The sequence below is a fragment of the Rhodanobacter sp. sgz306013 genome, assembly GCF_057031145.1.
Map to the genome: position 1 here is coordinate 497,682 of NZ_JBXCIJ010000002.1, position 24,107 is coordinate 521,788.

General features: G+C 68.7%; 18 protein-coding genes. 11 read left to right on the forward strand and 7 right to left on the reverse strand.

Features of this window, described 5'->3' with window-relative positions; translation table 11 throughout:
* Window positions 1–30 precede the first annotated feature (30 nt).
* Window positions 31–1,239, reverse strand: a complete 1,209-nt coding sequence (gene kch / locus AC2EWF_RS07280; RefSeq protein WP_483638692.1) for a voltage-gated potassium channel protein — start codon at window positions 1,237–1,239, stop codon at window positions 31–33.
* Window positions 1,240–1,364: 125 nt separating this feature from the next.
* Between kch and rpiA the strand changes: the two genes are divergently transcribed.
* Entirely contained in the window at window positions 1,365–2,006 is a 642-nt protein-coding gene (gene rpiA, locus AC2EWF_RS07285; RefSeq protein WP_483638693.1) for a ribose-5-phosphate isomerase RpiA, read from the forward strand.
* Between the two features lie 114 nt (window positions 2,007–2,120).
* On the opposite strand, the gene AC2EWF_RS07290 is transcribed toward rpiA, so the two are convergent.
* The 5 genes from AC2EWF_RS07290 to AC2EWF_RS07310 all read right to left on the reverse strand — a co-directional run bounded on the left by AC2EWF_RS07290 (window position 2,121) and on the right by AC2EWF_RS07310 (window position 11,202).
* On the reverse strand, window positions 2,121–3,485 hold the full coding sequence (locus tag AC2EWF_RS07290) for an alkaline phosphatase family protein (RefSeq protein WP_483638694.1): 1,365 nt from the start codon (window positions 3,483–3,485) through the stop codon (window positions 2,121–2,123).
* Between the two features lie 61 nt (window positions 3,486–3,546).
* Window positions 3,547–5,133, reverse strand: a complete 1,587-nt coding sequence (locus AC2EWF_RS07295) for a glycoside hydrolase family 30 protein (RefSeq protein ID WP_483638695.1) — start codon at window positions 5,131–5,133, stop codon at window positions 3,547–3,549.
* A 255-nt stretch (window positions 5,134–5,388) separates the two neighbouring features.
* Complete coding sequence (locus tag AC2EWF_RS07300) at window positions 5,389–8,370, reverse strand: TonB-dependent receptor (protein ID WP_483638696.1); 2,982 nt, start codon at window positions 8,368–8,370, stop codon at window positions 5,389–5,391.
* Window positions 8,371–8,678: 308 nt separating this feature from the next.
* Window positions 8,679–10,598 carry a chloride channel protein gene (locus AC2EWF_RS07305; protein ID WP_483638697.1) on the reverse strand — a complete coding sequence of 640 codons (1,920 nt, stop codon included), beginning with the start codon at window positions 10,596–10,598 and terminating at the stop codon, window positions 8,679–8,681.
* A gap of 187 nt (window positions 10,599–10,785) precedes the next feature.
* The gene (locus AC2EWF_RS07310; protein ID WP_483638698.1) at window positions 10,786–11,202 is read right to left on the reverse strand and encodes a hypothetical protein; all 417 of its coding nucleotides are present in this window, start codon (window positions 11,200–11,202) and stop codon (window positions 10,786–10,788) included.
* 243 nt (window positions 11,203–11,445) lie between these two features.
* Between AC2EWF_RS07310 and AC2EWF_RS07315 the strand changes: the two genes are divergently transcribed.
* The 10 genes from AC2EWF_RS07315 (at window position 11,446) to AC2EWF_RS07360 (ending at window position 22,465) form a co-directional block, all read left to right on the forward strand.
* Window positions 11,446–13,188, forward strand: a complete 1,743-nt coding sequence (locus AC2EWF_RS07315) for a phospholipase C (protein WP_483638699.1) — start codon at window positions 11,446–11,448, stop codon at window positions 13,186–13,188.
* A 77-nt stretch (window positions 13,189–13,265) separates the two neighbouring features.
* Window positions 13,266–14,663: a cytochrome-c peroxidase gene (locus AC2EWF_RS07320; RefSeq protein ID WP_483638700.1), complete on the forward strand. Its 1,398-nt coding sequence runs from the start codon at window positions 13,266–13,268 to the stop codon at window positions 14,661–14,663.
* Window positions 14,664–14,851: 188 nt separating this feature from the next.
* Window positions 14,852–15,559: a FadR/GntR family transcriptional regulator gene (locus AC2EWF_RS07325; protein ID WP_483638701.1), complete on the forward strand. Its 708-nt coding sequence runs from the start codon at window positions 14,852–14,854 to the stop codon at window positions 15,557–15,559.
* 7 nt (window positions 15,560–15,566) lie between these two features.
* Complete coding sequence (locus AC2EWF_RS07330; RefSeq protein ID WP_483638702.1) at window positions 15,567–16,487, forward strand: 2-dehydro-3-deoxygalactonokinase; 921 nt, start codon at window positions 15,567–15,569, stop codon at window positions 16,485–16,487.
* On the forward strand, window positions 16,481–17,110 hold the full coding sequence (locus AC2EWF_RS07335) for a 2-dehydro-3-deoxy-6-phosphogalactonate aldolase (protein WP_483638703.1): 630 nt from the start codon (window positions 16,481–16,483) through the stop codon (window positions 17,108–17,110). Before AC2EWF_RS07330 ends, AC2EWF_RS07335 begins: the two co-directional genes overlap by 7 nt.
* Window positions 17,107–18,255 (forward strand): galactonate dehydratase, encoded by a 1,149-nt coding sequence (dgoD, locus tag AC2EWF_RS07340; protein ID WP_483638704.1) that lies wholly within the window; start codon window positions 17,107–17,109, stop codon window positions 18,253–18,255. Before AC2EWF_RS07335 ends, dgoD begins: the two co-directional genes overlap by 4 nt.
* A 5-nt stretch (window positions 18,256–18,260) precedes the next feature.
* Window positions 18,261–19,028, forward strand: a complete 768-nt coding sequence (locus tag AC2EWF_RS07345; protein WP_483638705.1) for an SDR family NAD(P)-dependent oxidoreductase — start codon at window positions 18,261–18,263, stop codon at window positions 19,026–19,028.
* Window positions 19,025–19,939, forward strand: coding sequence for an SMP-30/gluconolactonase/LRE family protein (locus AC2EWF_RS07350; protein ID WP_483638706.1), 915 nt, complete (start codon window positions 19,025–19,027; stop codon window positions 19,937–19,939). The genes AC2EWF_RS07345 and AC2EWF_RS07350 overlap by 4 nt, the downstream gene beginning before the upstream one ends.
* Window positions 19,940–19,992: 53 nt before the next feature.
* Entirely contained in the window at window positions 19,993–21,384 is a 1,392-nt protein-coding gene (locus AC2EWF_RS07355; RefSeq protein ID WP_483638707.1) for a sugar porter family MFS transporter, read from the forward strand.
* Between the two features lie 67 nt (window positions 21,385–21,451).
* Entirely contained in the window at window positions 21,452–22,465 is a 1,014-nt protein-coding gene (locus AC2EWF_RS07360; RefSeq protein ID WP_483638708.1) for a glycoside hydrolase family 43 protein, read from the forward strand.
* Window positions 22,466–22,526: 61 nt separating this feature from the next.
* Here AC2EWF_RS07360 and AC2EWF_RS07365 read toward each other — a convergent pair whose 3' ends face one another.
* Window positions 22,527–24,089: an RICIN domain-containing protein gene (locus tag AC2EWF_RS07365; RefSeq protein ID WP_483638709.1), complete on the reverse strand. Its 1,563-nt coding sequence runs from the start codon at window positions 24,087–24,089 to the stop codon at window positions 22,527–22,529.
* Window positions 24,090–24,107 lie beyond the last annotated feature (18 nt).

The window sequence follows — 24,107 nt, forward strand, 5'->3', positions numbered from 1 at the left end:
CAGGCGATGCCACAGCACATGAAGCGGAGATCACCCCTTGCCCGGCGCCGCAGGCGCCTGCTGGAACACCCGCTGCAGCACGAAGTCACCGGTGACTTCCTCCCCCGACAGCAGCATCGCCATCAGCTCGCCGCCGAGTACCTGCGGCGCGATCACTACGTCGGGCTGCACCAGCTTGACGCGGCCGAGGTGGCTGGCGTCGTTCACCGCGGCGACGGTGCGCGCGCTGCCTGCGAGTTCCTTCACCGCGAGCACCACGAAGGCGTTCTCGGAGTCGTCGGCGAGCATCGCCAGCACGGCTTCGGCCTTGTGCGCGCCGGCCTGGCGCAGCACATCGAGGTTGCTGGGGTCGCCGACGACCACGTCGACGCCGGCCAGCTCGCCCTCCGCCGGTGCCTCGCGCAGCAGGCGGGTGACTGGGCGGCTGCGCCGCGCCAGCTCGCGCCAGGTATTGATCGCCAGCGAGGAGTTGCCGATCACCACGAAGTGGTTTTCTCGTTTCATGCCCGAACCCTTGCGGTTGACGATGCGTTGCAGACTGCGGCTGACCATCGGCGCGATCACCGCGGTCAGCGAGGTAGCGAATACCGCCACGCCGAGCACGATCACCGACACCGCGAACAGTTTCGCCTGCGGCGTCACCGGCACGATGTCGCCGTAGCCCACCGTGCTCATGGTTACCATCGCGTAGTACAGCGCGGTGGCGAGGTCGGTGATCGCCGGCCGGAAGTCGGCGCCCAGGTAGTAGCTGCCGAAGGTGGCGTAGATCAGCAGCATCGCCACCGAAGTCAGCGCGAACAGCGTGCTGGCGGCCACGCTGGAACGGCCGAAGTGGCGCCACGCCGCCAGCAGCGCCGCCAGCAACAGGACGAAGTAGGCGAACAGCACGTGGGCGTGGTGCGCACCCGCAAGCAGGCTCACCAGCGCGGTGGCGGCGAGCAGCAGCGCCATCGTCCAGGCCAGCCGCGAGCGCAGCAGCAGGCCGATCGCCATCGTGAGCAGGCCCAGCCCGATCAGCAGCGGTGGCAACACCCCGGGCCGCAGGTCGAACTGGCCGCCAGCAAGGCGCGCGAGATAGTGCTGCCAGTCCGCGCCCAGGTCCAGCCGCAACAGCGCCAGCGCGCCCAGGCCCAGCAGCAGCGCCAACGGAACGTGCGGGAACCAGTACGGCGTGCACAGCAGCGACTGCGCACGCTGCAGCCTGGCGCGCCAGCGTTGTCGCGTCGTTTGCAGCCACACGGTGCGCGATCCCCGGATTCCGGACAGGCGGTCACCGTAGCACACGGCTCCGGCCGCCGAATCGCCGGATGCGGCGCACACGCAAATCGGGGATCATGGCGCCCTTTCCAGCCTCCGGTGCCCCCATGATCCAGCCCAACGAAAAGAAACTCGCCGGCGAAGCCGCGCTGCGCTACGTCGAGGACGGCGCCATCGTGGGCGTGGGCACCGGCAGCACGGTGGCGTACTTCATCGATGCGCTGGCCGGGATGAAGGAGCGCATCAAGGGCGCGGTATCCAGCTCCGAGCAGTCCACCGCGCAGCTGAAGAAGCACGGCATCGAGGTGTTCGACCTCAACGCCACCGGACCGCTCGACCTCTACATCGACGGCGCCGACGAATGCGACCCGTTCAAGCGCCTGATCAAGGGCGGCGGCGCGGCGCTCACCCGCGAGAAGATCGTGGCGGCGGCGGCGCGGCAGTTCGTCTGCATCATCGACTCCAGCAAGCGGGTGGACGTGCTGGGCAAGTTCCCGCTGCCGATCGAGGTGATCCCGATGGCGCGCAGCCTGGTGTCGCGCGAAATCGTGAAAATGGGCGGCCAGCCGGTGTGGCGCGACGGCGTGACCACCGACAACGGCAACTGGATCATCGACGTGCACGGCTGGCAGATCGCCGATCCGGTGGCGCTGGAGCAGCAGCTCAACCAGCTCGCCGGCGTGGTCACGGTGGGCCTGTTCGCGCAGCGCCCGGCCGATGTGGTGCTGGTGGGCGACCGGGTGATGTGAGACGGGGCGCCGGCTGATCCCCGGCTTCCTGCCCTCTCCCCAACTGCTCTCCCTCGCTCCTCGAAGCATGGCCGTCCATGCCCCTTCCTCGCGCACGGGCGGGCTCCAACGGCCTCACTCGCCCGGCACGAGGATCTTTGTCAGCGGCTTGCCCTGCAGGTCGCCGCCCAGGCGGACATGCAGCAGCTGCGCGATGGTCGGCGCAACGTCTACGTCCGGGAACGCCGGGATCTGGCCAGCGGGCCGGACGCCTGCGCCCACGGCAATGAAGATCGCCTGCATCAGCGGGTTGTCGTTGGGGTAGCCGTGGGCGCCTATCTCCACGGTAGGCGTCAGGTAGTGCGGCGTGTCCTTGTCGGTGAACTCGTAGTCGTCAGCCGCGTAGAGCAGCAGGTCGGGCGCCTGGCCGGTCTGCGCCGGCGTCGGCCAGCCGCGCTTCGCGGCCTCGTCCGGGGTCAGCGCCGCGCGAATGCCCGCCCTGCCCGCGAACAGCTGCTTCAGCGCCTGTCGCGACGCGGCGCTGGCACCCCGCTGGAAGACCAGGGCGAAGCCGCCCTCGGGAACTGCGAACGCGGGCCGCCCGGCGCCACCCCGCTGCAACCCGGCCTCGCGCAAAGGTATGTTGGGGTTCAGCAGGTGATGCACGCTCTGCTGACCGTGGTCGGAGACGACGATGAAGGTGGTGCGGTCGAGTTCACCTTCGGCGCGCACCGCGTCGACCACTTCCTTCACGCGGTCGTCGAGGAAGGCGATGGTGTTGCGTCCTGCGTCGTTGCCGTAGCCAGTCGCGTGCTCGATGCTGTCCAGCGCGAGCAGGTGCAGCAGCAGTAGGTCGGGGTGGTGCCTGCGGATGATGTCGACCGCGGCCTGGGTATAGATGCGGTCGCGCCAGGCCTGCGAGGGATCGCCGAAATGCACCAGCTCGTCGCGGGTCACCACCTGTTCGCGCACCAGTTCCCGCTCGATCGCACCGTCCGGATCGGGATGCTCGGGAAAACGCCAGTCGATGCTCGGCGCGTGCATGATCGCGACCCAGTCCACCTCGGCGGTAACCAGTCCCGCCGCATGCGCGGCGTCGTAGACGGTGGGCACGGCGACCAGCTGCGACTTCGGCGCGTTCATGTCGATCCGCGGCGGCGTGGCCTCGCGCTGGCCCGTGATCAGGCCGTTGACCAGCACGTGGTGGCGGCTGGCATCGACGCCGGTGACCATGCTGGTGTGGTTGGGCCAGGTGATGGTGGGGTTGACCGGCCGCATCGACACCGCGTGAACTCCCCGCCGCATCAAGGCGTGTAGCGTGGGCGCGGGCAGCTCGGGCTCCAGCAGGCTCGCGGCGCCGAAAGCATCCAGGCTGATCACGATCACCTTGGGCCGTGACGCGGCCCCTGCTGCCTGCGCGCAGGGAGACAGCGTGACGACGCCGACCAGAAAGGCCGCTGCGGCCAGCAGGCGCCGCCACCGATTGCTGCCTGGGATCATCACGCGTTCCTCCTTCGGGCAAGCATTGCCGCCGCCGTCGCCACCGTGCCGCAGGCGAGCCTCACGGTCCGCCGCCGCCGGCCGCGGCGGGGGTGACGGCGCGCAGCGCGTGTTCGAGCGCCCGGCGCGCACGCTGTTCCCAGCTTTCCGTGGCGTAGTCCGGATTCCAGGTAAAGGTGGCCACGCTCTCGGGGGGCATCGTGTACTGGAAATGCAACTGGTCCTGCTCGACGCCGACCGAGCGCGCCTCGTTCGCTCCATTGGTCACCACCAGCACCAGCGAGCCGTCCTCGGCGTTGCGGAACGCCACATTGTGGAGGTCCGGGCCGGTATCGGTGGACCACACCCGCACCGCGCCCGGCAGAACGAAGCAGCTGTAGTGGGCGAACGCGTAGTACTCGTCGTTGCGGCTCACCGCGCCGGTCCGCGAATCGATCGTGACCATGCCCTTGCAATTGTCGCAGCCGCCGTGGTGCGGTCCATGGTTTTCGTCGAGCGCGAGGTTCCAGTAGACCACGCCGCGCGCCCAATTGCGGAGGCTGCCCAGCAGCAGGTCGCGCGCGAACCACAGCAGCTCGCCGTGCGCGGCGGATTCCCAGTCGCCGCCAGAGCACTCGGTGACGTACACGTCCTTGCGCGGCCAGGCGCGATGCACGCGACTTTGCGCGGCAGGGTCGCCCACGTAGCAATGCCAGGCGATGCCGTCGACATAGCGCCGGGCGGCGGCATCGCCCAGCACGTCCAGGGGCTGCGCCGGGTCGTCCCAATTGTGGTCCCAGTCGAGAATCAGCGGCCGCGCGCTGCGGTTCGCCAGCGCCGGGCCGAGGTACTGCCCGATGATCCGCGCGCGCGCGTCGGCCGGGAGCGCCATGCCCGGATAGGTCAACGGCAGGAAGGCCGGCTCGTTCTGCACTGTCAACGCCCAGACCGGAATGCCCTGGCCGCGCATGGCGTCGACGTACTTGACCAGGTACTGCGCGTAGACAGGCTCGTACTGCGCGAGCAGCGTGCCGCCGACCAGGCTGCCGTTGCTTTTCATCCACGCCGGTGCGCTCCACGGCGTGGCGATCAGGCGCAATCCGGGATTGACCGCGAGCGCCTCGCGCAGCGTCGGTATCAGGTACTCGAGATCGGCCGCGAGGTTGAAGTGCGCCAGCCCGGGATCGACCTGGCCGCCCGGCAGGTCGTCCAGCGTGTAGGGCTTGAGCGAGAAATCCGAGGCGCCGATGGTCAGCCGCAGCAGGTTCAGATTGAGGCCCGGCGGCGGCCCGAACATCTCGCGCAGGAACGCCATGCGCTGCCAGACGTCGAGCCGGTTGCGGATCAGCCACGCCGAGGAATCGGTCATCGCCGCGCCGAAGCCCACGATGCTCTGGAAGGTGCGGCTCGTGTCGATGACGATGTCGGCCACCCCGGTCGCCGGCGACACGCGGATCGGGATATCCGGCTGCCGGGCCAGGCGCAGCCGGCGGTCCTGCGTGCTCAGCCACAGCTCGACCGCCGGCCCGGTGGGCATCGCCAGCGGCAGCTGCAGCACCGGCGCGGCCGGCAGACGCAGAGGCACACGCAGCGCGGCCAGCGCGCAAACGCTGAGCAGGGTGACCAGCGCCACTGCGATCCGGCCGGATGCGCCCTGCTGCTGTTTCATGCGCGGCGCTCACCGTCGCGCGGCGCCGGCCACCGGTTCACGGTCATCGAACCCACGTCCTCGCGCGAGGCGTGCCGTGGCGACGGATCGTCTCCGTCGCGGCCTGCCCCTTGGCCGTGCGAACGGCTGCCGCCGGCGTGGCCGGCAGCCGCCAGGAGTCTCGGATACGGGTCACGGGAAACCTCGTCGCGTTGATGCACCCGCCCTGCAGGAATGGCGCCGGGCCGCGGCGGGTGGCCGCCCGGCGCCCGGCACCTACAGCTTGTAGCTCGCACCGAACATCACGGTGCGGCCCCAGGTGTCGTAGTACTGCGGCAGCGTGATCTGCTCCCCGTCGGGGAGGCCAGCCACCTGCACCTTCGAGTCCGACGCGTTGGTGAGATTGCTGACCTGGAACAGCAAGGTCAGCCCCTTCCATTTGCCGGCGTCGAAGGCGTAACTCAGCTGCAGGTCGGTCTGCTTGTTGGCCATCATCCGGGTATAGGTGATCTGGTTGAACTGCGGCACGATCTCGCCGGTGTACGAGGAGCGGTAGCGCTCCGCGATGCGTGCCGACCAGCCGTACTTTTCGTAGAACAACGTGAGGTTGGCCACCTTGCGCGACAGGCCGGGCAGGGTGGTCGGCGGGGATCCGGCGCCACCCGGGATGGCGCCGATGACCTTCTGCGGCACGGTGGTGTTGGTCAGCGAGAAGTTGGCCTGCACGCCGAAACCGTCCAGCGCGGGCGTCAGCAGTCCGCCTTCCAGCGAGCTGGACAACTCCAGGCCCTGCATCTTGCCGCCGCTGCCGTTCATCGGTGTGGTGTACGAACCGATGTTGCTGGTGGGCGTCAGCGTGGGGGTGTTGTTGATATAGCCGGTGAAGTCGTGGTTCAACTCGGTCTGCGTGTAGATGTAGTTGAGCAGGTTCTTGTTGAACACCGCGGCCGCGAAGTAACTGGACTTGCCAAAGTAGAACTCGTAGGACAGGTCGGTGCCCACCGCCACGTAGGGCTTCAGCTTGGGGTTGCCGCCGCTGCCGGACCAGAGCACCTGGCCGGTGGCCGGGCCTTGCGTCACCAGCGCCACGCCGGCGGAACTGGACACCTTCTCGTCGTCGATGCGCCCGCGCGCCAGTGTCTTGGCGAAGCCGAAGCGGATGTCCTGGCGGTCGGTGAGGTGGAACACCAGGTTCAGGCTGGGCAGCCAGTTGGTGTAGCTGGTGCCGCCGTTGAGCGTGCCCACCAGGTCGTTGCCGTTGGTCTGCAGCGCCTGCGAGCTCTGGTTCGTATGCACCACCTGTACGCCGAGGTTGCCGGTCACCGGCACGCTGCCCAGGCTGGTGTCGATGTTGAACTTCACGTAGCCGACCGGCACCCGCTCGGTGATCGAATAATTGCGGCTCCAGTCGCCCGCGCCGTTCTCCGGGGTGAGGTAGAACTGGTTGTACATCGCGCCCAGCACGTCGTAGTACAGGATGCGCGGGATGCCACCGAAGCCTAGCCGGCTGGGCTGGCCCACGAAGCCGGTGATCGGCGCGTAGAAGTTGTTGTTGTAGGGCGGCACCGAGGTGCTGGACGAGCCGTTGCCGTTGAGCCACGCGAAATCCACATTGGCTGTCTTGCGCTTGACGCGTTCGGAATAATCCGCGCCCAGCACGAAGTCGCTGAAGATCCAGCCCAGCGGATGGCTGACCTCGAAGCGGACCGCGCGGATGGTATCGGTTTGCGCGTCGAGCTCCTGGCGGCCGTTGTAGCCGTAGCCGTCCGGATCGGTGAACACCACGGTGCCCGGGTCGGCGAGGTTCACATTGGGCGAGAAAGTCGGATAGCCGAAGCCGGCGGTATGGCTGAAGCTGGCGTTGGCCGTGTTGCCCGGCACCAAGCCCATGAACAGGTAGGCATCGCGCAGGTTCACCCTGGCGCTGGAGTAGGACAGGTCGGTGGTTGCCCTCCAGCCGTTGTCGAAGAAGAACTGGGTGTTCCAGCCCGTCGAGAACAGCTTGTCGTGTTCGCGGTTGCGGTCGTTCTGCAGGATCGGCTTGATCCCGTACAACGTGCCCGAGGTGACGACGGGATAGGGCAGCGCGTTGGTGAGACCCACGTTTCCGTAGCTGGGGATGAAGGCCGGATTCTGCGGGTTGTTGATGTCGTAGTTGTCGTACGGGCTGTTCGACCACTGCGCGTCGTTGGTGTACTTCTTGTTGTCGAACGTCGAGTAGTACATGTCCAGCGTGGAGTGGGTGTGCTCGTCCGGCGCCCATTCCAGTACCGCCATCAGGCCGTTGCGCTTCTGCAACTGCGACTGCGCGCCCAGCGCCATGCCTTGCTGGGCGATCACGTTGTCGGGCAGGCCTTGCGTATGTGGCGCGCCCCAGTTCTGGTCCATGCCGGCGGAGCCGTTGTTCACGCTCCACCAGTAGTAGTTGTACTGCTTGTCCTGGATCGGCGAGGCGAGCTGGGCGAAACCCACCGCAAGGCCCAGCGTGTGGTCGAGGAACTGGTCGACGTAGGAGATGCTGGCGCGGTGGCCCAGCGTACCCACGTCGGTGCCGGGGTTGAGATCGCCGTTGGTGGTGTACTCGCCGCGCACGTTGGCGGTGATCACGCGGCCCGGCAGATCCAGCGGCCTGATCGTGTGCAGGTCCACCGTGCCCGACAAGCCCTGGCCGACCAGCGTGGCATCGGGGGTCTTGTAGACGACGGCGCCGCTGATCAGCTCGGACGGATACTGGTCGAAGTCCACGCCACGGTTCTCGCCCACCGTGGCCTGCTCGCGGCCGTTCAAGGTGGTACCGGAGAAGTCAGGCGAGAAACCGCGTATGGAGATCATGTTGGCGCGGCCGTCCAGGCGCTGGGTCGCCAGGCCAGGGAGGCGCGACAGGCTCTCGGCGATGCTGGCATCGGGCAGCTTGCCGATGTCCTCGGCGGAAATCGCCTCGACGATTTCGTTGGAATTCTTCTTGGTCTTGAGCGAATTCTCGATGCTGCCGGCGATGCCGGTGACGATCACCGCGTCAAGATTGCTGGCTGCGCTGGCCGGCGGCTTCTTCACCGTCTTCGACGCCGGCCTGGTTGGCCCGGTTGCCGATTGCCTGCTGTTGGCTGGCTTGGATTGGGCTTGGGTCGATGTTTCCTGGGCCAGGGCCGCCTGACCCGGTGCAACGAACATCCATGCGGCGGCACACGCCACAACCAGCATGCGTCGATCCCATGCGGCTACGCAGCTCCCCGACATCCACCTCTGACGACAGCTCATCAGGCTTACCTCCGTTGTGACCCCTGTGCGGACTCCCCCTGCCCTGCCTCGCATCGTGCCCGGCGCCACGTGAAGAAGCAGCGGCTCGCGCATTCGAGCTCGCGATTTCCGTGACGCCACGGGCGAGCATCCACGATCTTTCCCCGTGTGTGCAAACGCCGTGTCGGTTTTGCGACGATGTGCACTTTCGCGTCACGCGGCAGGTGCGTGATGAATCCGCCGACGCGGCGTGACGCCGCACGGATCGTTCAGGCGGGAAGCAGCACGAAAAACGTGCCTCGCGGGCCGTCGTTCGCAGCGTCCTGCGTTCAGTGGCGCGAAGCCACGGCTTCTTCCGGCCGCGGCTTGAGGCCATCGCGGAAGCGCAGGTAGCGCGAGGAATGGCGCGCCTCGCGCAGGCGCCGGCCGTGCGCGGCGAGGATGTCGCCGCGGGTGAGGATGCCGACCAGCCGGCGCGGATCGTCCTTGCTCACCACGATCAGCCGGCCCACGCTCTCGGCCACCATGTGGTCGGCCGCCTCGCGCAGCGAGTGGCCTTCGTTCACCGCGATCGGCGGGCGCGTCACCAGCTCGCCCAGGGTCAGCGTGTAGTGCCACTGCGGGTCGAGCAGGCTGCGGCGGGTCAGCACGCCATGCACGTGACCGCCATCGTCCACGACCGGAAAGCCCTGGTGCAGCGAATCCGGCGTGCCCTCGCCGAGCCAGCGGCGCACCTCGGCCAGGGTCTGCGCGGTCTTCAGCGTGACCACCTCGCGTGCGCAGGCGTCGCCCACCACCACCTGGTCGAGGTAGTCGGCCGCGTATTCGGCGGGCACGCGCACGCCGCGACGGGCGATCTTCTCGGTCATGATGGTGTTGCGCATCATCAACGCGGAGATCAGGTAGGCCGCGGTGCAGCCGCCGAGCAGCGGCAGCAGGCCGGCGGGCTGCGCCGTGGTCTCGAACGCGAACACCACCGCGGTGAGCAGCGCGCGCGAGGCGCCGGCGAAGATCGCGGCCATGCCCACCAGCGCGGCGATCCGCGGGTCCACGCCGAAATGCGGCGCCAGCATAGCCACGCCGATGCCGGCCACCGCACCCAGCGCGCCGCCGATGGTGAACAGCGGCGCCAGCGTGCCGCCGGAAGTGCCGCTGCCCAGCGAGATCGACCAGGACAGGAACTTCATCACGCACAGGAAGGCCAGCGCCGCCAGCGTCAGCCGGCCGTTGAGGATGTCCTCGATGTTGCTGTAGCCCACGCCCAGCGTCAGCGGCGCGAAGTAGCCGACCACACCGACCACCACGCCGCCGATCGCCGGCCACCACATCCAGTGGATCGGCAACTTCTCGAACCAGTCCTCGACGGCGTAGACGATGCGCGTGGTCCACACGCTGACGAGGCCGACCGCGGCGCCGATCAGCACGTAGGTGGCCAGTGCCCCGCCGCCGGGCGAGGCCAGCACCGGCATCGCGAACACCGGCGCGGTACCCATCAGCACGTAGCGCATGCCGGTGGCGGCCACGCAGGCCAGCGCCACCGGGATCAGCGAGCGCGGGCGCAGCTCGAACAGCAGCAACTCCACCGCCAGCACCACCGAGGCGATCGGCGCCGAGAAGATCGCCGACATGCCTGCCGCGGCGCCGGCCGCCAGCAGCACCTTGCGCTCGCTGCCGGTGACCTTGAGGATCTGGCCGACGAAGGAGCCCAGCGCGCCGCCGGTGGCGATGATAGGGCCTTCCGCGCCGAACGGGCCGCCGGTACCGATCGCGATCGCCGACGAGATCGGCTTCAGGAAGGTGATGCGCGGCGGGATCTTCGATTCATTGAGCAGCACCTGCTCCATCGCCTCCGGGATGCCGTGGCCGCGGATCGCGCGCGAGCCCCAGCGGGCCATGACGCCCACGATCACGCCGCCCAGTGCGGGGATCAGCACCACCCACCAGCCCAGGCGCGGCACCGCGTCGGCGGGCGAGGAGAACGCGGCGGAGACCCGGCCGTAGAACACCAGGTTGGTGATCAGGCCGATCAGCATGGTGAGGATCTTCGCGATCAGCGCCGCGCCGATGCCAAGCACCACGGACACCGCCGTGATGCGCAGCACGCGGCGGTCGACCAGGGTGGAGCGGCGCGGCATCTTCGCCGCGTCCAGCGTCGCGCCCAGCGAAGGGGACAGCGGCAGCGCGTCGGTGCTGCCCTCGGTACGCACGTCCACGTGGCCGGGGGAATGGTCAGCAGGGGAGGTGGTCATGCAGGAATCCGTCCGACTCAAAGGTCGAAATTCTACGCCGCCGTCCCCGCAAGCCGAAGCGGCACGATCTTGCGACGGCAGGCCGCCGCTCCCTCGGCGACGAACATCCAGAAGGCCAGACACCCGCCCCGCTCGCCCACGGGCGGAAGGAGGGCGGCCGCCCGCCCCCTTCCGCAACGCGTCCGGTTCAGTGGTGCAGCATCCCCAGCATCATGCCGCCGAACACCAGTCCCAGCACGAACAGCAGTACGAAGAAGATCACCATGTAGACCAGTTGCACCAGGCAGGCCTTGCCGTAGCCGATCTGGCCGACGCCCTGCCCCGGCAACAGCAAGTTGATGACCAGCGCGCCCACCAGGAACTGCGCCACGAACGACAGCAGGTGCCCTGCGCCCCCATGCAGGATCAGCGACACGATCAGCGAGGCCAGCCACGACACCACCACCGCACCAAGCGCCCGCGCGAACGGCGGCATGTGCCCGACCACCAGCCGATACGCGAGGCTCAGCACCAGCGCCGAGCCCACCACGCCGACCACGACCGCCAGCAATCCCACCACCATTCCCGCGCCCGCCAACGCACCAAATACCGATATCCCCGACATGGCTACCCCCGGTTGTCCGATGAACCGCCGCGCCCCCTCCGGCGCGGCTCCGGTGCAAGCGTATCCGATGACCCGTCACGCGTCGCAAGCTTTTGCTGTCCCGGTTCCTTCATACAAGAGTGATGCAATTCCGCGCATGCCCGGGCGGCGCGGACAGCGCAACCCGGAGCCCGCCGCAAGGGGGAATCCGTGTCACGGATGTCTTGCCACCAGTGTCGTCGCATCCACTCCGGGAGTTGCCACATGTCCAGTCTTCGCTTGCTCCGCAAGGCGCTGCTGCCTGCGTCGATCGCCATCATGGGGTTCGCGCTCGCCGCCCATGCCCAGGTCGATCCTGCTTCAAACCGGAATGCGGGTAACTTTCCGCATTTCCCCTGGGCCGGCCAGCACCGTTCGCCCCAGGATGAAATCCCCACCGCAACGCCGATCAAGCACCTGGTGGTGATCTTCGACGAGAACCGCTCGTTCGACCATTACTTCGGCACCTACCCGGTAGCCGCGAATCCGCCGGGCGAGCCCGCGTTCAAGGCCCGGCCGTTCACGCCGCGCGTGGAGGGCCTCTCGCCGGCACTGCTCAACGCCAACCCGAACAGGTTCAACGCGATCAACGGTGCCAATGCGGTGAATCCGTTCCGCCTCGACCGCACCCAGGCCAACACCGAAGGCCAGAACCACAACTACACGCCCGAGCAGCTCGCCTACGACAACGGCGCCGCCGACCGCTTCCCCGCCTACACCGGCAACAACACGGTGACCACCACCGGCGCGTTCGGCACGCATGGCCTGGTGATGGGCTATTACGACGGCAACACGGTCACCGCGCTGTGGAACTACGCGCAGCACTTCGCCATGGACGACAACGCCTACACCGACACCTACGGCCCCTCGACGCCGGGCGCGATCGCCGTGGTCTCGGGCACCAACAACGGCGCCCAGGTGGTGCTGGGCTCCGCCGCCACCATCCCCGACGGCCAGGGCGGCCTCAGCCTGATCGGCGACACCGACCCGGGCTACGACGCCTGCTCGTCCACCAGCAAGACGGTGATGATGACGTCGAAGAACATCGGCGACCTGCTCAACGCGGGGCAGATCACCTGGGGCGGCTTCATGGGCGGCTTCGACCTCGGCGCCACCAACGCGAACGGCAGCACCGGCTGCACGCGCAGCACGTACTCCAGCGTGCTGGACGCCAGCATCAACGACTACATCCCGCACCACAACTGGTTCCAGTACTACGCCAGCACCGCCAACCCGACGCACGCCCGCCCGACCTCGCTGGCCGAGATCGGCCGTACCGACGACAAGGACGCCACCGCCACGCCGGTGCACCACGAGTACGACGTCAGGGATTTCTTCAAGGCCGTATCGGCCGGCAACTTCCCGTCGGTGAGTTACATCAAGCCGCCGGCGGTGAACGACGCGCATCCGGGCAATTCCGATCCGCTGGACGAGCAGGCCTTCGTGGTGAAGGTGCTCAACTTCCTGCAGCGCCAGCCCGACTGGGACAGCACTGCCGTCATCGTCACCTACGACGATTCCGACGGCTGGTACGACCACCGCTACACCGCACCCACCACCGCGTCCTTCGATGCCACCAGCAAGGAAGGCTCGGTCATCGGCGCCGACCAGCTCAACAGCCCGGGCGTGTGCAATGCCGCGGGCGCCAGGCCAGGCGTGGGCGTGAACGGCGGCACCGTCAACGGCCGCTGCGGCCCAGGCACGCGCATCCCGTTCCTAGTGATCTCGCCGTGGGCGCGCAGCAACTACGTGGACGATACGCAGATCACGCAGGCCTCGGTGGTGCGCTTCATCGAGGACAACTGGCTGCATGGCCGACGCATCGGCCAGGGCTCGAACGACGCCACCGCCGGCAGCATCATGGGCATGTTCGACTTCCGCCGCCGCCCGTTCGACCGCGCGCCGCGGCTGTTCCTGGATCCCGCGACCGGCTTGCCGTTAGACAAGCGTTGGCACTGGCACATTTGACACAAACCGCTTCGCATCCCTCGCCGCACGCCGGCGAGCGATGCGTCGCCCGCCCTCGCTGGCATTTCGCGCGCACCATGCAGGCCGATCACCCCACTCCCCGCGCCGTGCGCAAATCGCGCCGCCTGGCCGGACTCCTGCTCGGCGCGGCAGCCGCCTTCGGCTGCCTCGCCAGCTACGCTTTCGTCGACCACGCGACCAAGCCGCCGGGCGGCGGCGGCAATCCGCATCCCGTTCACCTGCGCCTGCCGAAGGCGCAGCCACTGAGCGCCGTCGCGCGGCTCGGCAAGGCGCTGTTCTTCGACCCGCTGCTGTCGGGCTCGGGCAGGCAATCCTGCGCGTCGTGCCACAGCCCCGCGTACGGCTACAACCCGCCCAACGCGCTCGCCGTGCAGCCGGGCGGCGTGGACTTGCGCGAGGCCGGTTACCGGCCGCCGCCTTCGCTGGCCTACCTGTACCGGCAGCGCCCCTTCAGCATCGGCCCGGACAGCTCCGCCGACGACGTGGTACCCAACCTCAACGCGCTGGCCACCGCCGCGCGCAAAGACCCACGCGCCAGCAAGCTGGCCAACGCCATGCCCGCCGCGCCCGCGATGGTCCCTCAGGGCGGCTTGTTCTGGGACGGCCGTGCCGATTCGCTGCAGCGGCAGGCCTACCTTCCCCTGCTCAATCCGGTGGAAATGGCCAATCGCAGCACGGCTGCCGTGGCCGCGAAGCTGGCGCACAGCCGCTACCGCCGGAACTTCGTGCAGTTGTTCGGAACGGGCATCGTCCATGACCCGCAGCAGCTGGTCGACGAGGCGATGTTCGCCATCGGCCGCTTCGAGATCGAGGATCCGTCCTTCCATCCCTTCACCAGTAAGTACGATGCGTGGCTGCAGGGACAGGCTCGCCTGACGCCAGCCGAGATGCGCGGCCTGCGCCTGTTCGACGACCCCGCGAAAGGCAATTGCGCCGCCTGCCACCTCGACCGGCCCACGCGCGACGGCCTGCCGCCGCTGTTCACCGACGCCCAGTACGAGGCGCTGGGGGTGCCGCGCAATCCCGCGCTGGCGGCCAACCGCGATCCGCGCTTCCACGACCTCGGCCTGTGCGGCCCGTTTCGCAAGGACCTCGCCGCGCAGACTCAGTACTGCGGCATGTTCCTGACGCCCACCCTGCGCAACGTGGACCGGCGCGCCGTGTTCTTCCACAACGGCGTCTACCGCTCGCTGACGCAGGTGCTCGACTTCTACAACCTGCGCAGCGTCGCGCCGGAGAAAATCTATCCGCGCGATGCACATGGCCGATTGCTGGTCTACGACGACCTGCCCACTGCGTACCAGGCCAATGTGGATACCGCCGACGCCCCCTTCGATCGCCATGTCGGCGACCCTGCCCCGCTTGCCCCGGCGGACATCCGGGACATCGTCGCCTTCCTGCACACGCTGGACGACGGCTATTCGCCGCAGGCACCGGGCCGCCCGGGCGACTAAGCTGCACCGGCATTCCCGGCCTTTGCCGCCCGCCGCCCGGTGCGATTGCCTCGTCCCCGCCGATCCGGCCTGATACGTTTCCGCACCGGGATCGACCGAAGCCAGCGCGGCTTCGCGACTTGCTGTAGATTATGTAGTACAAATGACGCCCATGGCCGCGCAGCGCGGCCGCGGCAGGGAGAACAAGCATGGTGAAGCCCGTCGTGATGCGCAATCTGCATGGCCAGGTGGTGCAGGAGCTGGGCCGGCTGATCGTCGGCGGCGAGATCGCCCCCGGCGAGAACCTGCCGCGCGAGGAGCTGCTGGCCGAACGCATGAATGTCAGCCGCACCGCGCTGCGCGAGGCGATGAAGGTGTTGTCCGCCAAGGGCCTGATCGAGTCGCGCCAGAAGACCGGCACGCGGGTGCGCGACACCCTGCACTGGAACCAGCTCGACGCCGACGTGCTGGCCTGGCGCTGCGCCTCGATGCCCACCGAGGATTTCGTCGAGAAGCTGGTGGAGATGCGCGAGGTGATCGAGCCCGCCGCCGCCGCCGCCGCCGCCCGCCGCCGCGACGCCGCGCAGTTGGCGCGCATCGGGACCGCCTACGAGGCGATGGCCGCCGCGACCGACCTCGAGGCCTGGTCCGCGGCGGACCTGGCCTTCCACGAGGCCGTGCTGCGCGCCACCAACAACGAGCTGATGACCTCGCTGTTCTCGGTGATCGAGACCGCGCTGGGGGGCTACTTCCAGCTGTCGGCAAGCATCGCCGGCAACTTCAGCTACTCGCTGCCGCACCACAGGAAGGTGTTCGACGCGATCCGTCGCCGCCAGCCGGAAGTGGCGCGCCAGGCGATGCAGAAGATGATCGCCGACTCGCGCAGCAACATCCGCCGCAACACGAGGAAGGCCTGAAGGAACCATGGCCGGCCTGATCGGACTCGACTGGGGCACCAGCAGCCTGCGCGCCTACCGCTACGGCGGTGCGGGCGGCATCGCGGAGGCGCGCGCGCGCCCCTGGGGCATCCGCCAGTTGCCGGCGGGCGGTTACGACGCCGCGCTGGCCGACATCACCGCCGGCTGGCCGGCGCTGCCGCGGCTGGCCTGCGGCATGGTCGGCAGCCGCGGCGGCTGGCGCGAAGTACCCTACCTCGAGCTGCCCGCCGGCACGGCGCGCCTCGGCGATGCGCTCGAAAAGGTGCGCGCCGCGGACGGGATGGACGTCCACCTGGTTCCCGGGCTGCGCGACCCGCAGGGCCCGGATGTGATGCGGGGCGAGGAAACCCAGCTGGCCGGCGCGCTGGCGCTGCGGCCGGAACTCGCCGCAGCCTCGTCTTTCATCCTGCCCGGCACGCACAGCAAATGGGCGGTGGTGCGCGATGGCAGCGTGACCGGCTTCCGCACCTTGATGACCGGCGAGCTGTACGCATTGCTGCAGCACCATTCCATCCTTGGCGGCAACGCCGCGGCGAGCGAGGATGCCGGGGCATTCGCGCGTGGCGTCGCCGCCGCGCGCGACAGCGGCGCGGCCGGCGCGCTCAGCCGGCTGTTCTCCGCCCGCGCACTGATGCTGGACGGCGCCCTGGCGCCGGCGTCCGTACCCGACTACCTCTCCGGCCTGATGATCGGCGAGGAATTCCGCGCCGCGCTGGCCGACGGCCTCGCCCGCCGCGACAAACCGCTGCAGCTGATCGGCGATGCCGTGCTGTGCGAGCGTTACCGCCGCGCCGCCGCGCTGTTCGACATCGCGCTGCCGCCACCGCTGCAGGATGCCGCCGCCCACGGCTTGTGGCGCATCGCGGTGCAGGCGGGCATCGCCTCCAAGGAAACCCTCGCATGCTGACCCCCTGGCTTGACCCCTTGCCGCTGGTGGCGATCCTGCGCGGCCTCACGCCCGACGAGGCGGTGGCCACCGGCCGCGCCATCGTCGAGGCGGGTTTCCGCATGCTGGAGGTGCCGCTGAATTCGCCGCGCCCGATCGACAGCATCGCCCGGCTCGCCACGGCACTCGGCGACAACGTCCTGGTCGGCGCCGGCACGGTGATGACGCCGGCCGATGTGGATGCGGTGGCCACCGCGGGCGGCCGGCTGATCGTGATGCCGCACGCCGACACCACGGTGATCCGCGCGGCCAATGCCGCCGGCCTGCTCTGCGTACCCGGCGTAGCCACGCCGACCGAGGCTTTCGCAGCGCTCGAAGCCGGCGCCGACGCGCTGAAGCTTTTCCCCGCCGAACAGTCTGCGCCTGCCGTGCTCAAGGCATGGCGGGCGGTACTGCCGCGCGAGGTACCGGTGCTGCCCGTGGGCGGCATCACGCCCGACACCATGGCGCCCTGGCTCGCCGCCGGCGCCACCGGCTTCGGCATCGGCTCTGCGCTGTACGCGCCTGGCCGCACCCTCGAAGAGACATCCCGACGCGCCCGCGCCTTCGCGCAGGCCTGGCAAGCTCAAGGCAGACCGGCATGAAGATCACCCGCCTCACCACCTACCAGGTGCCCCCGCGCTGGCTGTTCCTGCGCATCGACACCGACGCCGGCGTCACAGGCTGGGGCGAGCCCGTGGTCGAGGGCCGCGCGCACACCGTGGCCGCCGCGGTGGAGGAGCTGGCCGATTACCTCGTCGGCAAGGATCCGCGCCATATCGAGGACCACTGGAGCGTGCTCTACCGCGGCGGCTTCTACCGCGGCGGCCCGGTACTGATGAGCGCGATCGCCGGCATCGACCAGGCGCTGTGGGACATCAAGGGCAAGGACCTCGGCAAGCCTGTGCACGAGCTGCTCGGCGGCCCGGTGCGCGAGCGCATCCGCGTGTACTCGTGGATCGGCGGCGATCGCCCGGCCGATACGGCCAGGGCGGCGCAGGAGGCGGTGGCGCGCGGCTTCACCGCGGTGAAGATGAACGCCACCGAGGAACTGCAGTACGTCGACAGCCACGCCAAGGTCGAGCGCGTGCTGGAGAACGTGCAGGCGATCCGCGACGCGGTGGGCCCGGACATCGGCATCGGCCTGGATTTCCACGGCCGCGTGCACAAGCCGATGGCCAAGGTGCTGATGCGCGAACTGGCGCCCTACAAGCTGATGTTCATCGAGGAGCCGGTGCTCTCCGACCACCTGGAGGCGATCCCCGAGCTGGCCGCGATCTCGCCCGCGCCGATCGCGCTGGGCGAGCGCCTATACTCGCGCTACGACTTCAAGCGCGTGCTGCAGACCGGCGGCGTGGACATCATCCAGCCCGATCCCTCTCACGCCGGCGGCATCACCGAGACGCGCAAGATCGCCGCGATGGCCGAGGCGTGGGACGTGGCGCTGGCGCTGCACTGCCCGCTCGGCCCGATCGCGCTGGCCGCGAACCTGCAGCTGGACGCGGTGTGCCACAACGCCTTCATCCAGGAGCAGAGCCTGGGCATCCACTACAACGCCGGCAACGATCTGCTCGACTACATCACCGACCGCAAGGTATTCGCCTACGCCGACGGCTACGTGGGCATGCCGAAGGGTCCGGGCCTGGGCATCGAGGTAAACGAGGCCTACGTGGCCGAACGCGCCAGGGTGGGCCACCAGTGGCACAACCCGGTCTGGCGCCACGCCGACGGAAGCGTGGCAGAGTGGTGAGCGCAATGACTGCTCCATATGCGAGTTACCCGAGCCTGCAGGACCGCAGCGTGCTGGTCAGCGGCGGCGCCACCGGGATCGGCGCCGCCTTCGTCGAACACTTCGCGCGGCAGGGCGCGAAGGTGGCCTTCCTCGACATCGACGAAGCCGGCGCACAGGCGTTGCTGGCCACGCTGCGGGACGTGGCGCATGTGCCCGTGTTCCAGCGCTGCGACGTCACCGACCTCGACGCACTGCACCGCGCGATAGCCGCCGCGCGCGGGCAGATCGGCCCCATCGCGGCGCTGGTCAACAACGCCGCCAACGACGTGCGCCACGCCATCGGCACCACCACCGCGGAAGCCTTTGACCGCAGCGTGGCGGTGAACCTGCGCCATCAGTACTTCGCCACCCAGGCGGTGCTGCCGGACATGCGCGGGCTGGGCGGCGGCTCGGTGATCTGCCTGGGCTCGATCGGCTGGATGAAGAAGAACGGCGCCTATCCGCTGTACGCGATGGCCAAGTCCGCGGTGCACGGACTGGTGAACGGCCTGGCGCGAGAACTGGGCCGCGAGCGCATCCGCATCAACGCGCTGGTGCCGGGATGGACGATTACCGAGAAGCAGCGCCGGCTATGGCTGGACCCGGCAGGCGAGGAAGAAATCGCAAGAATGCAGTGCCTGCCCGACTTCGTGATGGCGGAGGACCTCGCGCGCATGGCGCTGTTCCTCGCCGCCGACGACAGCCGCATGTGCACCGGCCAGTCCTTCATCGTGGATGGCGGGTGGGTATGAGCGCAACAGCCGCTCCCGTGCAGGTCGTGCTGGAGGCGGGCAACACGCTGGGCGAAGGCATTGTCTGGTGCGAGCGGGCGCAGGCGCTGTACTGGACCGACATCCATGCCGCCACGCTGTGGCGCTACGCGCCGGCCAGCGGCGAAACGCGACAGTGGGCGCTCCCAGAACGCCTCGCCTCCTTCGCGCTGTGCGAAGCGGACGGCTGGCTGCTGCTGGCGCTGGCCTCGAGGCTGGCCTTCTTCCGCCTCGCCGACGGCGCACTGCACACCCTGCACGAAGTGGAGCCGCAACTGCCCACGCGCTGCAACGACGGTGCCTGCGACCGCCAGGGCCGCTTCGTGTTCGGCACCCTGCACGAACCCGCCGGTGGCGGCACGAAACAGGCGATCGGCGGCTTCTGGCGGCTCAACACCGACCTCAGCCTGGAAAAGCTGCCGCTGGAAGGCGTGGCGATCAGCAACAGCATCGCCTTCAGTCCCGATGGCGGCACGCTGTACTACTGCGATTCACTCGAGCGCACGATCCGCTGCTGCGCCTACGGCGACACGCTGAGCCCCTCGCGCCTGTTCGCCGACCTGCGCGACACCGCAGGCGAACCGGACGGCTCCTGCGTCGATGCCGATGGCGGCCTGTGGAACGCGCAATGGGGCCTGGGCCGGGTGGTCCGCTACCGCGCCGACGGCCAGTTCGACCGCGTCGTGCCGGTGCCGGCCAGCCAGCCCACCCGGCCCGCGTTCGGCGGCGCCATGCTGGACATGCTCTATGTCACCAGCGCCCGCGACGGCCTGGACGCCGATGCGCTGAAGGCCGAGCCGTCAGCCGGCGCGCTGTTCGCCGCGCAGGTCGGCGTGCGCGGCCTGCCCGAGCCGCGCTTTGCAGGCACGCCGCAAGCGGGCGACACTCCATGAGTATCTCGGCCATCCGATAGGGCCGCACGCACGCCATTCCACGGGGAGAGACCATGAGCGCCACCACCGCAGCACCCGCCGCCACGCACGGCAAGGCCACCGCCGTATTCACTTGCATCCTGGCCGCACTGGCCGGCCTGATGTTCGGCCTCGACATCGGCGTGATCTCCGGCGCGCAGCAGTTCCTGCAGAAGGACTTCGGCATCGGTGACGACACCCTCGGCTGGATCGTCAGCATCATGATGCTGGGTGCCGCGGCGGGCGCGCTGGTGGCAGGCTGGCTGTCCAGCCAGCTGGGCCGCAAGCGCACCCTGATCCTTGGCGCCGTGCTGTTCGTCGGCGGCTCGGTGCTGTGCGGCCTGGCCTGGACGCCGCACGTGCTGATCGTGGGCCGCTTGATACTTGGCCTGGCAATCGGCCTCGCCAGTTTCACCGCCCCGCTGTACCTGGCCGAGATCGCGCCGGAAGCTATCCGCGGCGCGATGATCTCGCTGTACCAGCTGATGATCACCATCGGCATCCTGGTCGCCTTCCTTTCCGATACCGCCTTCAGCTACTCGGGCAACTGGCGCTGGATGCTGGGCGTGATCGCGATCCCCGGCGCGCTGTTCCTGCTTGGCGTGGCCTTCCTGCCGGAAAGCCCGCGCTGGCTGATGATGAAGAACCGCCAGCCAGAGGCGGAACAGGTGCTGTACAAGCTGCTCGGCAGCAGCGACGCCATCGCCCGCGAGATCGGCGAGATCCGCGAACAGCTGAAGACGCCGCAGCGCGGCATCCACATGTTCTTCCAGAACGCGAACTTCCGCCGCTCGGTGGGCCTGGGCGTGCTGCTGCAGATCATGCAGCAGCTCACCGGCATGAACGTGGTGATGTACTACGCGCCGCGCATCTTCCAGGACATGGGCTACGCCACCGAGGCGCAGATGTGGTTCACCGCGGTGGTCGGCCTGGTCAACGTGCTGGCCACCTTCATCGCGATCGGCCTGGTCGACAAGCTCGGCCGCAAGCCCATCCTCTACATCGGCTTCGTGGTGATGGCGATCGGCCTCGGCGTGGTAGGCACGATGATGCACCTGGGCATCCACGACCATGGCCAGCAGATCTTCACCGTGGTGATGCTGCTGGTGTTCATCGTCGGCTTCGCGATGTCGGCGGGCCCGCTGATCTGGACGCTGTGCTCGGAGATCCAGCCGCTCAAGGGTCGCGACTTCGGCATCGGCTGCTCCACCTTCACCAACTGGGTGGCGAACTGGCTGGTGGGACTCTCGTTCCTGCCGCTGCTCAACGGCATCGGCCAGGCCGAGACGTTCTGGCTCTACGGCGCGTTCAACCTGGTGTTCATCGCGTTCACCTTCTGGCTGGTGCCGGAGACTAAGGGGGTCACGCTGGAGCAGATCGAACGCAAGCTGATGGCGGGCACGCCGTTGCGGCAGATCGGGCAATAGGTCGGCGCAGGTGATTCACTGCCTCACCAACCGCGCGAACGGCCGCCCGCGGCAGCACCGCCGATCCGTGCTGGCGGTCCTGCTGTTCGCGGCCCTGGCGGCGGCGCCGGGCCTGGCGGCCGCCGGCGAGACCTTCCGCAACCCGCTGCTGCCCTCGGGCCCGGACCCATGGGTGGCGCAGCGCGACGGCTTCTATTACTACACCAACACGCTGGGCGACCGCATTGCCTTGTGGAAGACGCGTGACCTCGGCCGCCTCGCCGCGGCCCCGGTCACCGTGGTCTGGCGCGCACCGGCCAGCGGGCCCGGCTCGGCTGCGGTGTGGGCGCCGGAGCTGCACTTTCTCGACGGCAAGTGGTACCTGTACTACGCCGCCGCCGACAAGGCCCACGACGACGACGCGCACCGCCACCTCTACGTACTGGAGAACGCCTCGGCCGACCCCACGCAGGGGCGATGGGTATCACGCGGTCGGCTGGAGACCAATCGCACCGGCATCGACGGCACGGTGTTCCCGTCCCACGGCAAGCTGTACTTCGTCTACTCGGCCTACGTGGGCGACCACAGCGACCTGGTGATCGCGCCGATGACGAACCCCTGGACGCTGGGCCAGCCACAGGTGGACATCGCCCACCCCACCCGCGCGTGGGAGATGCGGGGCGGACGGAAGATCCTGGAAGGACCGGAGTTCCTCGAAGGCCCCACCGGCAAGCTGTTCCTCAGCTATTCCGCCAGCGCCTGCTGGTCCGACCATTACGCGCTGGGACTCCTCGAAGCGGCGCCTAACGCGGACCCGCTCGATCCTGCGGCATGGCACAAGTCGGCGCAGCCGGTGTTCGCCCAGTCGCCGGCCAACGGCGTCTACGCACCCGGCCACAATGGCTTCTTCAAGTCGCCCGACGGCAGCCAGACCTGGATCATCTACCACGCCAACGGTGGCCCGGGCTGGAAGTGCGGTCCGCGTCGCGCGCCGCGCATGCAGCAGGTGCACTGGCGCACGGACGGCACGCCCGACTTCGGCGTGCCGGTCAAGGCGGGCGTGCCGCTGGCGGAGCCGTCGGGGCAGGCGCCCACGCCATGAACGCCGAAGCGGCATGCGCGACAAACCGCCATGCCGCCCCCGTTCCTCCCGAACCGGCGCCTTACTGCAGCACCCACTGTTGCGGCGCGAGGCCGTTGTCGGTCCAGATCTGCAGCTGCGTGCCAGCGGCGGTGGAGCCGGCCGGGTCGTCCAGCATCAGAGCGCCGGAGGCTCGATTCATCAGCTTGTAGCTGCCGTTGCCGAGGTCGACGAACTGCCAGCTCTGGTTGGCGTTGCCGACGCAACCCCACAGCGTCACCTTGTTGCCCGGCGAAGTGCCGCCGCCCGTGTTGTCCACGCACAGGCCGGTCTGCTGGTTCTGGATGCTAAACCAGCCGTTGCCCTGCGAGTGCACCGTCCAGTCCTGCACCGGCGCGCCGTTGCAGGTCCACAGTTCGGCACTCGTATCGTTGGCCGTCGACCAGCCGGTATTGTCCAGGCACAGCGCGGGCGCCTGCACGCTCTGGAACACGTAGGTGGAGCCATCGGCGGGCAGCCGGTTCCACGCTTCGCTGGCGAAGTAGGTGATGCACCCGCCGTTGAGGTAGTCGGACGCGAGCTCCAGGATGCTGGAGCCGTCGCTCGCCGGCAGCAGCGCCGAGGAGTAGTTGGGGCAGTAGTTGTCGTAGGCGGTTGGCACCTGCACGGGAGCGGCAATGGTGTACCAGTCACCAGTGCCGTCCGCGTTGGTGTTGACGAACAGCACCTTGCCGTTGGACGGCGACACGCTGCCGTTCGACTCGTACATCACCTGCCCCACCAGCAGGATCGCGCCGTTGGCGGAGAGCACCGAGGGACTCCAGCGGTTGAGCGGCGCGTGTTCCAGGTATTGGCCTGCGGCCGTCTGCACCCTGGTGCCCATGTTGCTCGGGTCGCCGAAATTCCAGCCGTCGGTGGAGGTGCGCGAGAACACCGTGCACGCGGCCGGCCCGCACAGCTCGTAGCTCATGAAGAAGTGGTTGTCGGGCAGCTTGCTGACCGTGATCATGCCGGGACGGTCGCCCGGGACGGTACTGCGCACGGTGTCGGTCTGGTCCTGCCAGGTGCTGCCGTCGTAGCTGCGGATCTGCGCCAGCTTCTGGCTGCAGCAGGGATCGGTCTCGTCCGACCAGAACATCACCAGCGCGCCATCGTTCGCGACCTGGAACTCCGGTTCCCACAAGCCGTGATTGAGATCGCCACCCTGCACCGGCATGCTGTGATAGGTCCATGAAGCGCCCTGGTCGGTGCTGATATAGACCTCGATCGCCGGGGTTTGGCCAACGAGATACGAGGCCGCGAACAGCAGGGTTCCCGGCGCGAGCGTACCCACTTGCTGCGGCAGTTCGTACAGCGTGGCGCAGCAGCGCTCCGTGCTGCCGGCCACCGTCGGCACCGGGCCAAGCAGGCTCCAGCTGGCGCCGTTGTCGCCGCTCTGGAAGATGATGCCGTTCGTGCTCGCCACCAGTCGGCCATAGGCCTGCACTGGCCCGTGCTCGATGCGTATGACGCGCGGGTACAACGTGCTCCCCTGCAGCACGGTGCCGGTGGCGGCATGTGCCGCGGGCGCTGCCAGGCCAAACCATGCCGCGAACAGCACGACTGGCAGCCACCAACGTTTCCCATCAATGGACCAACGCTTCATGACGCCCTCCATCACCGC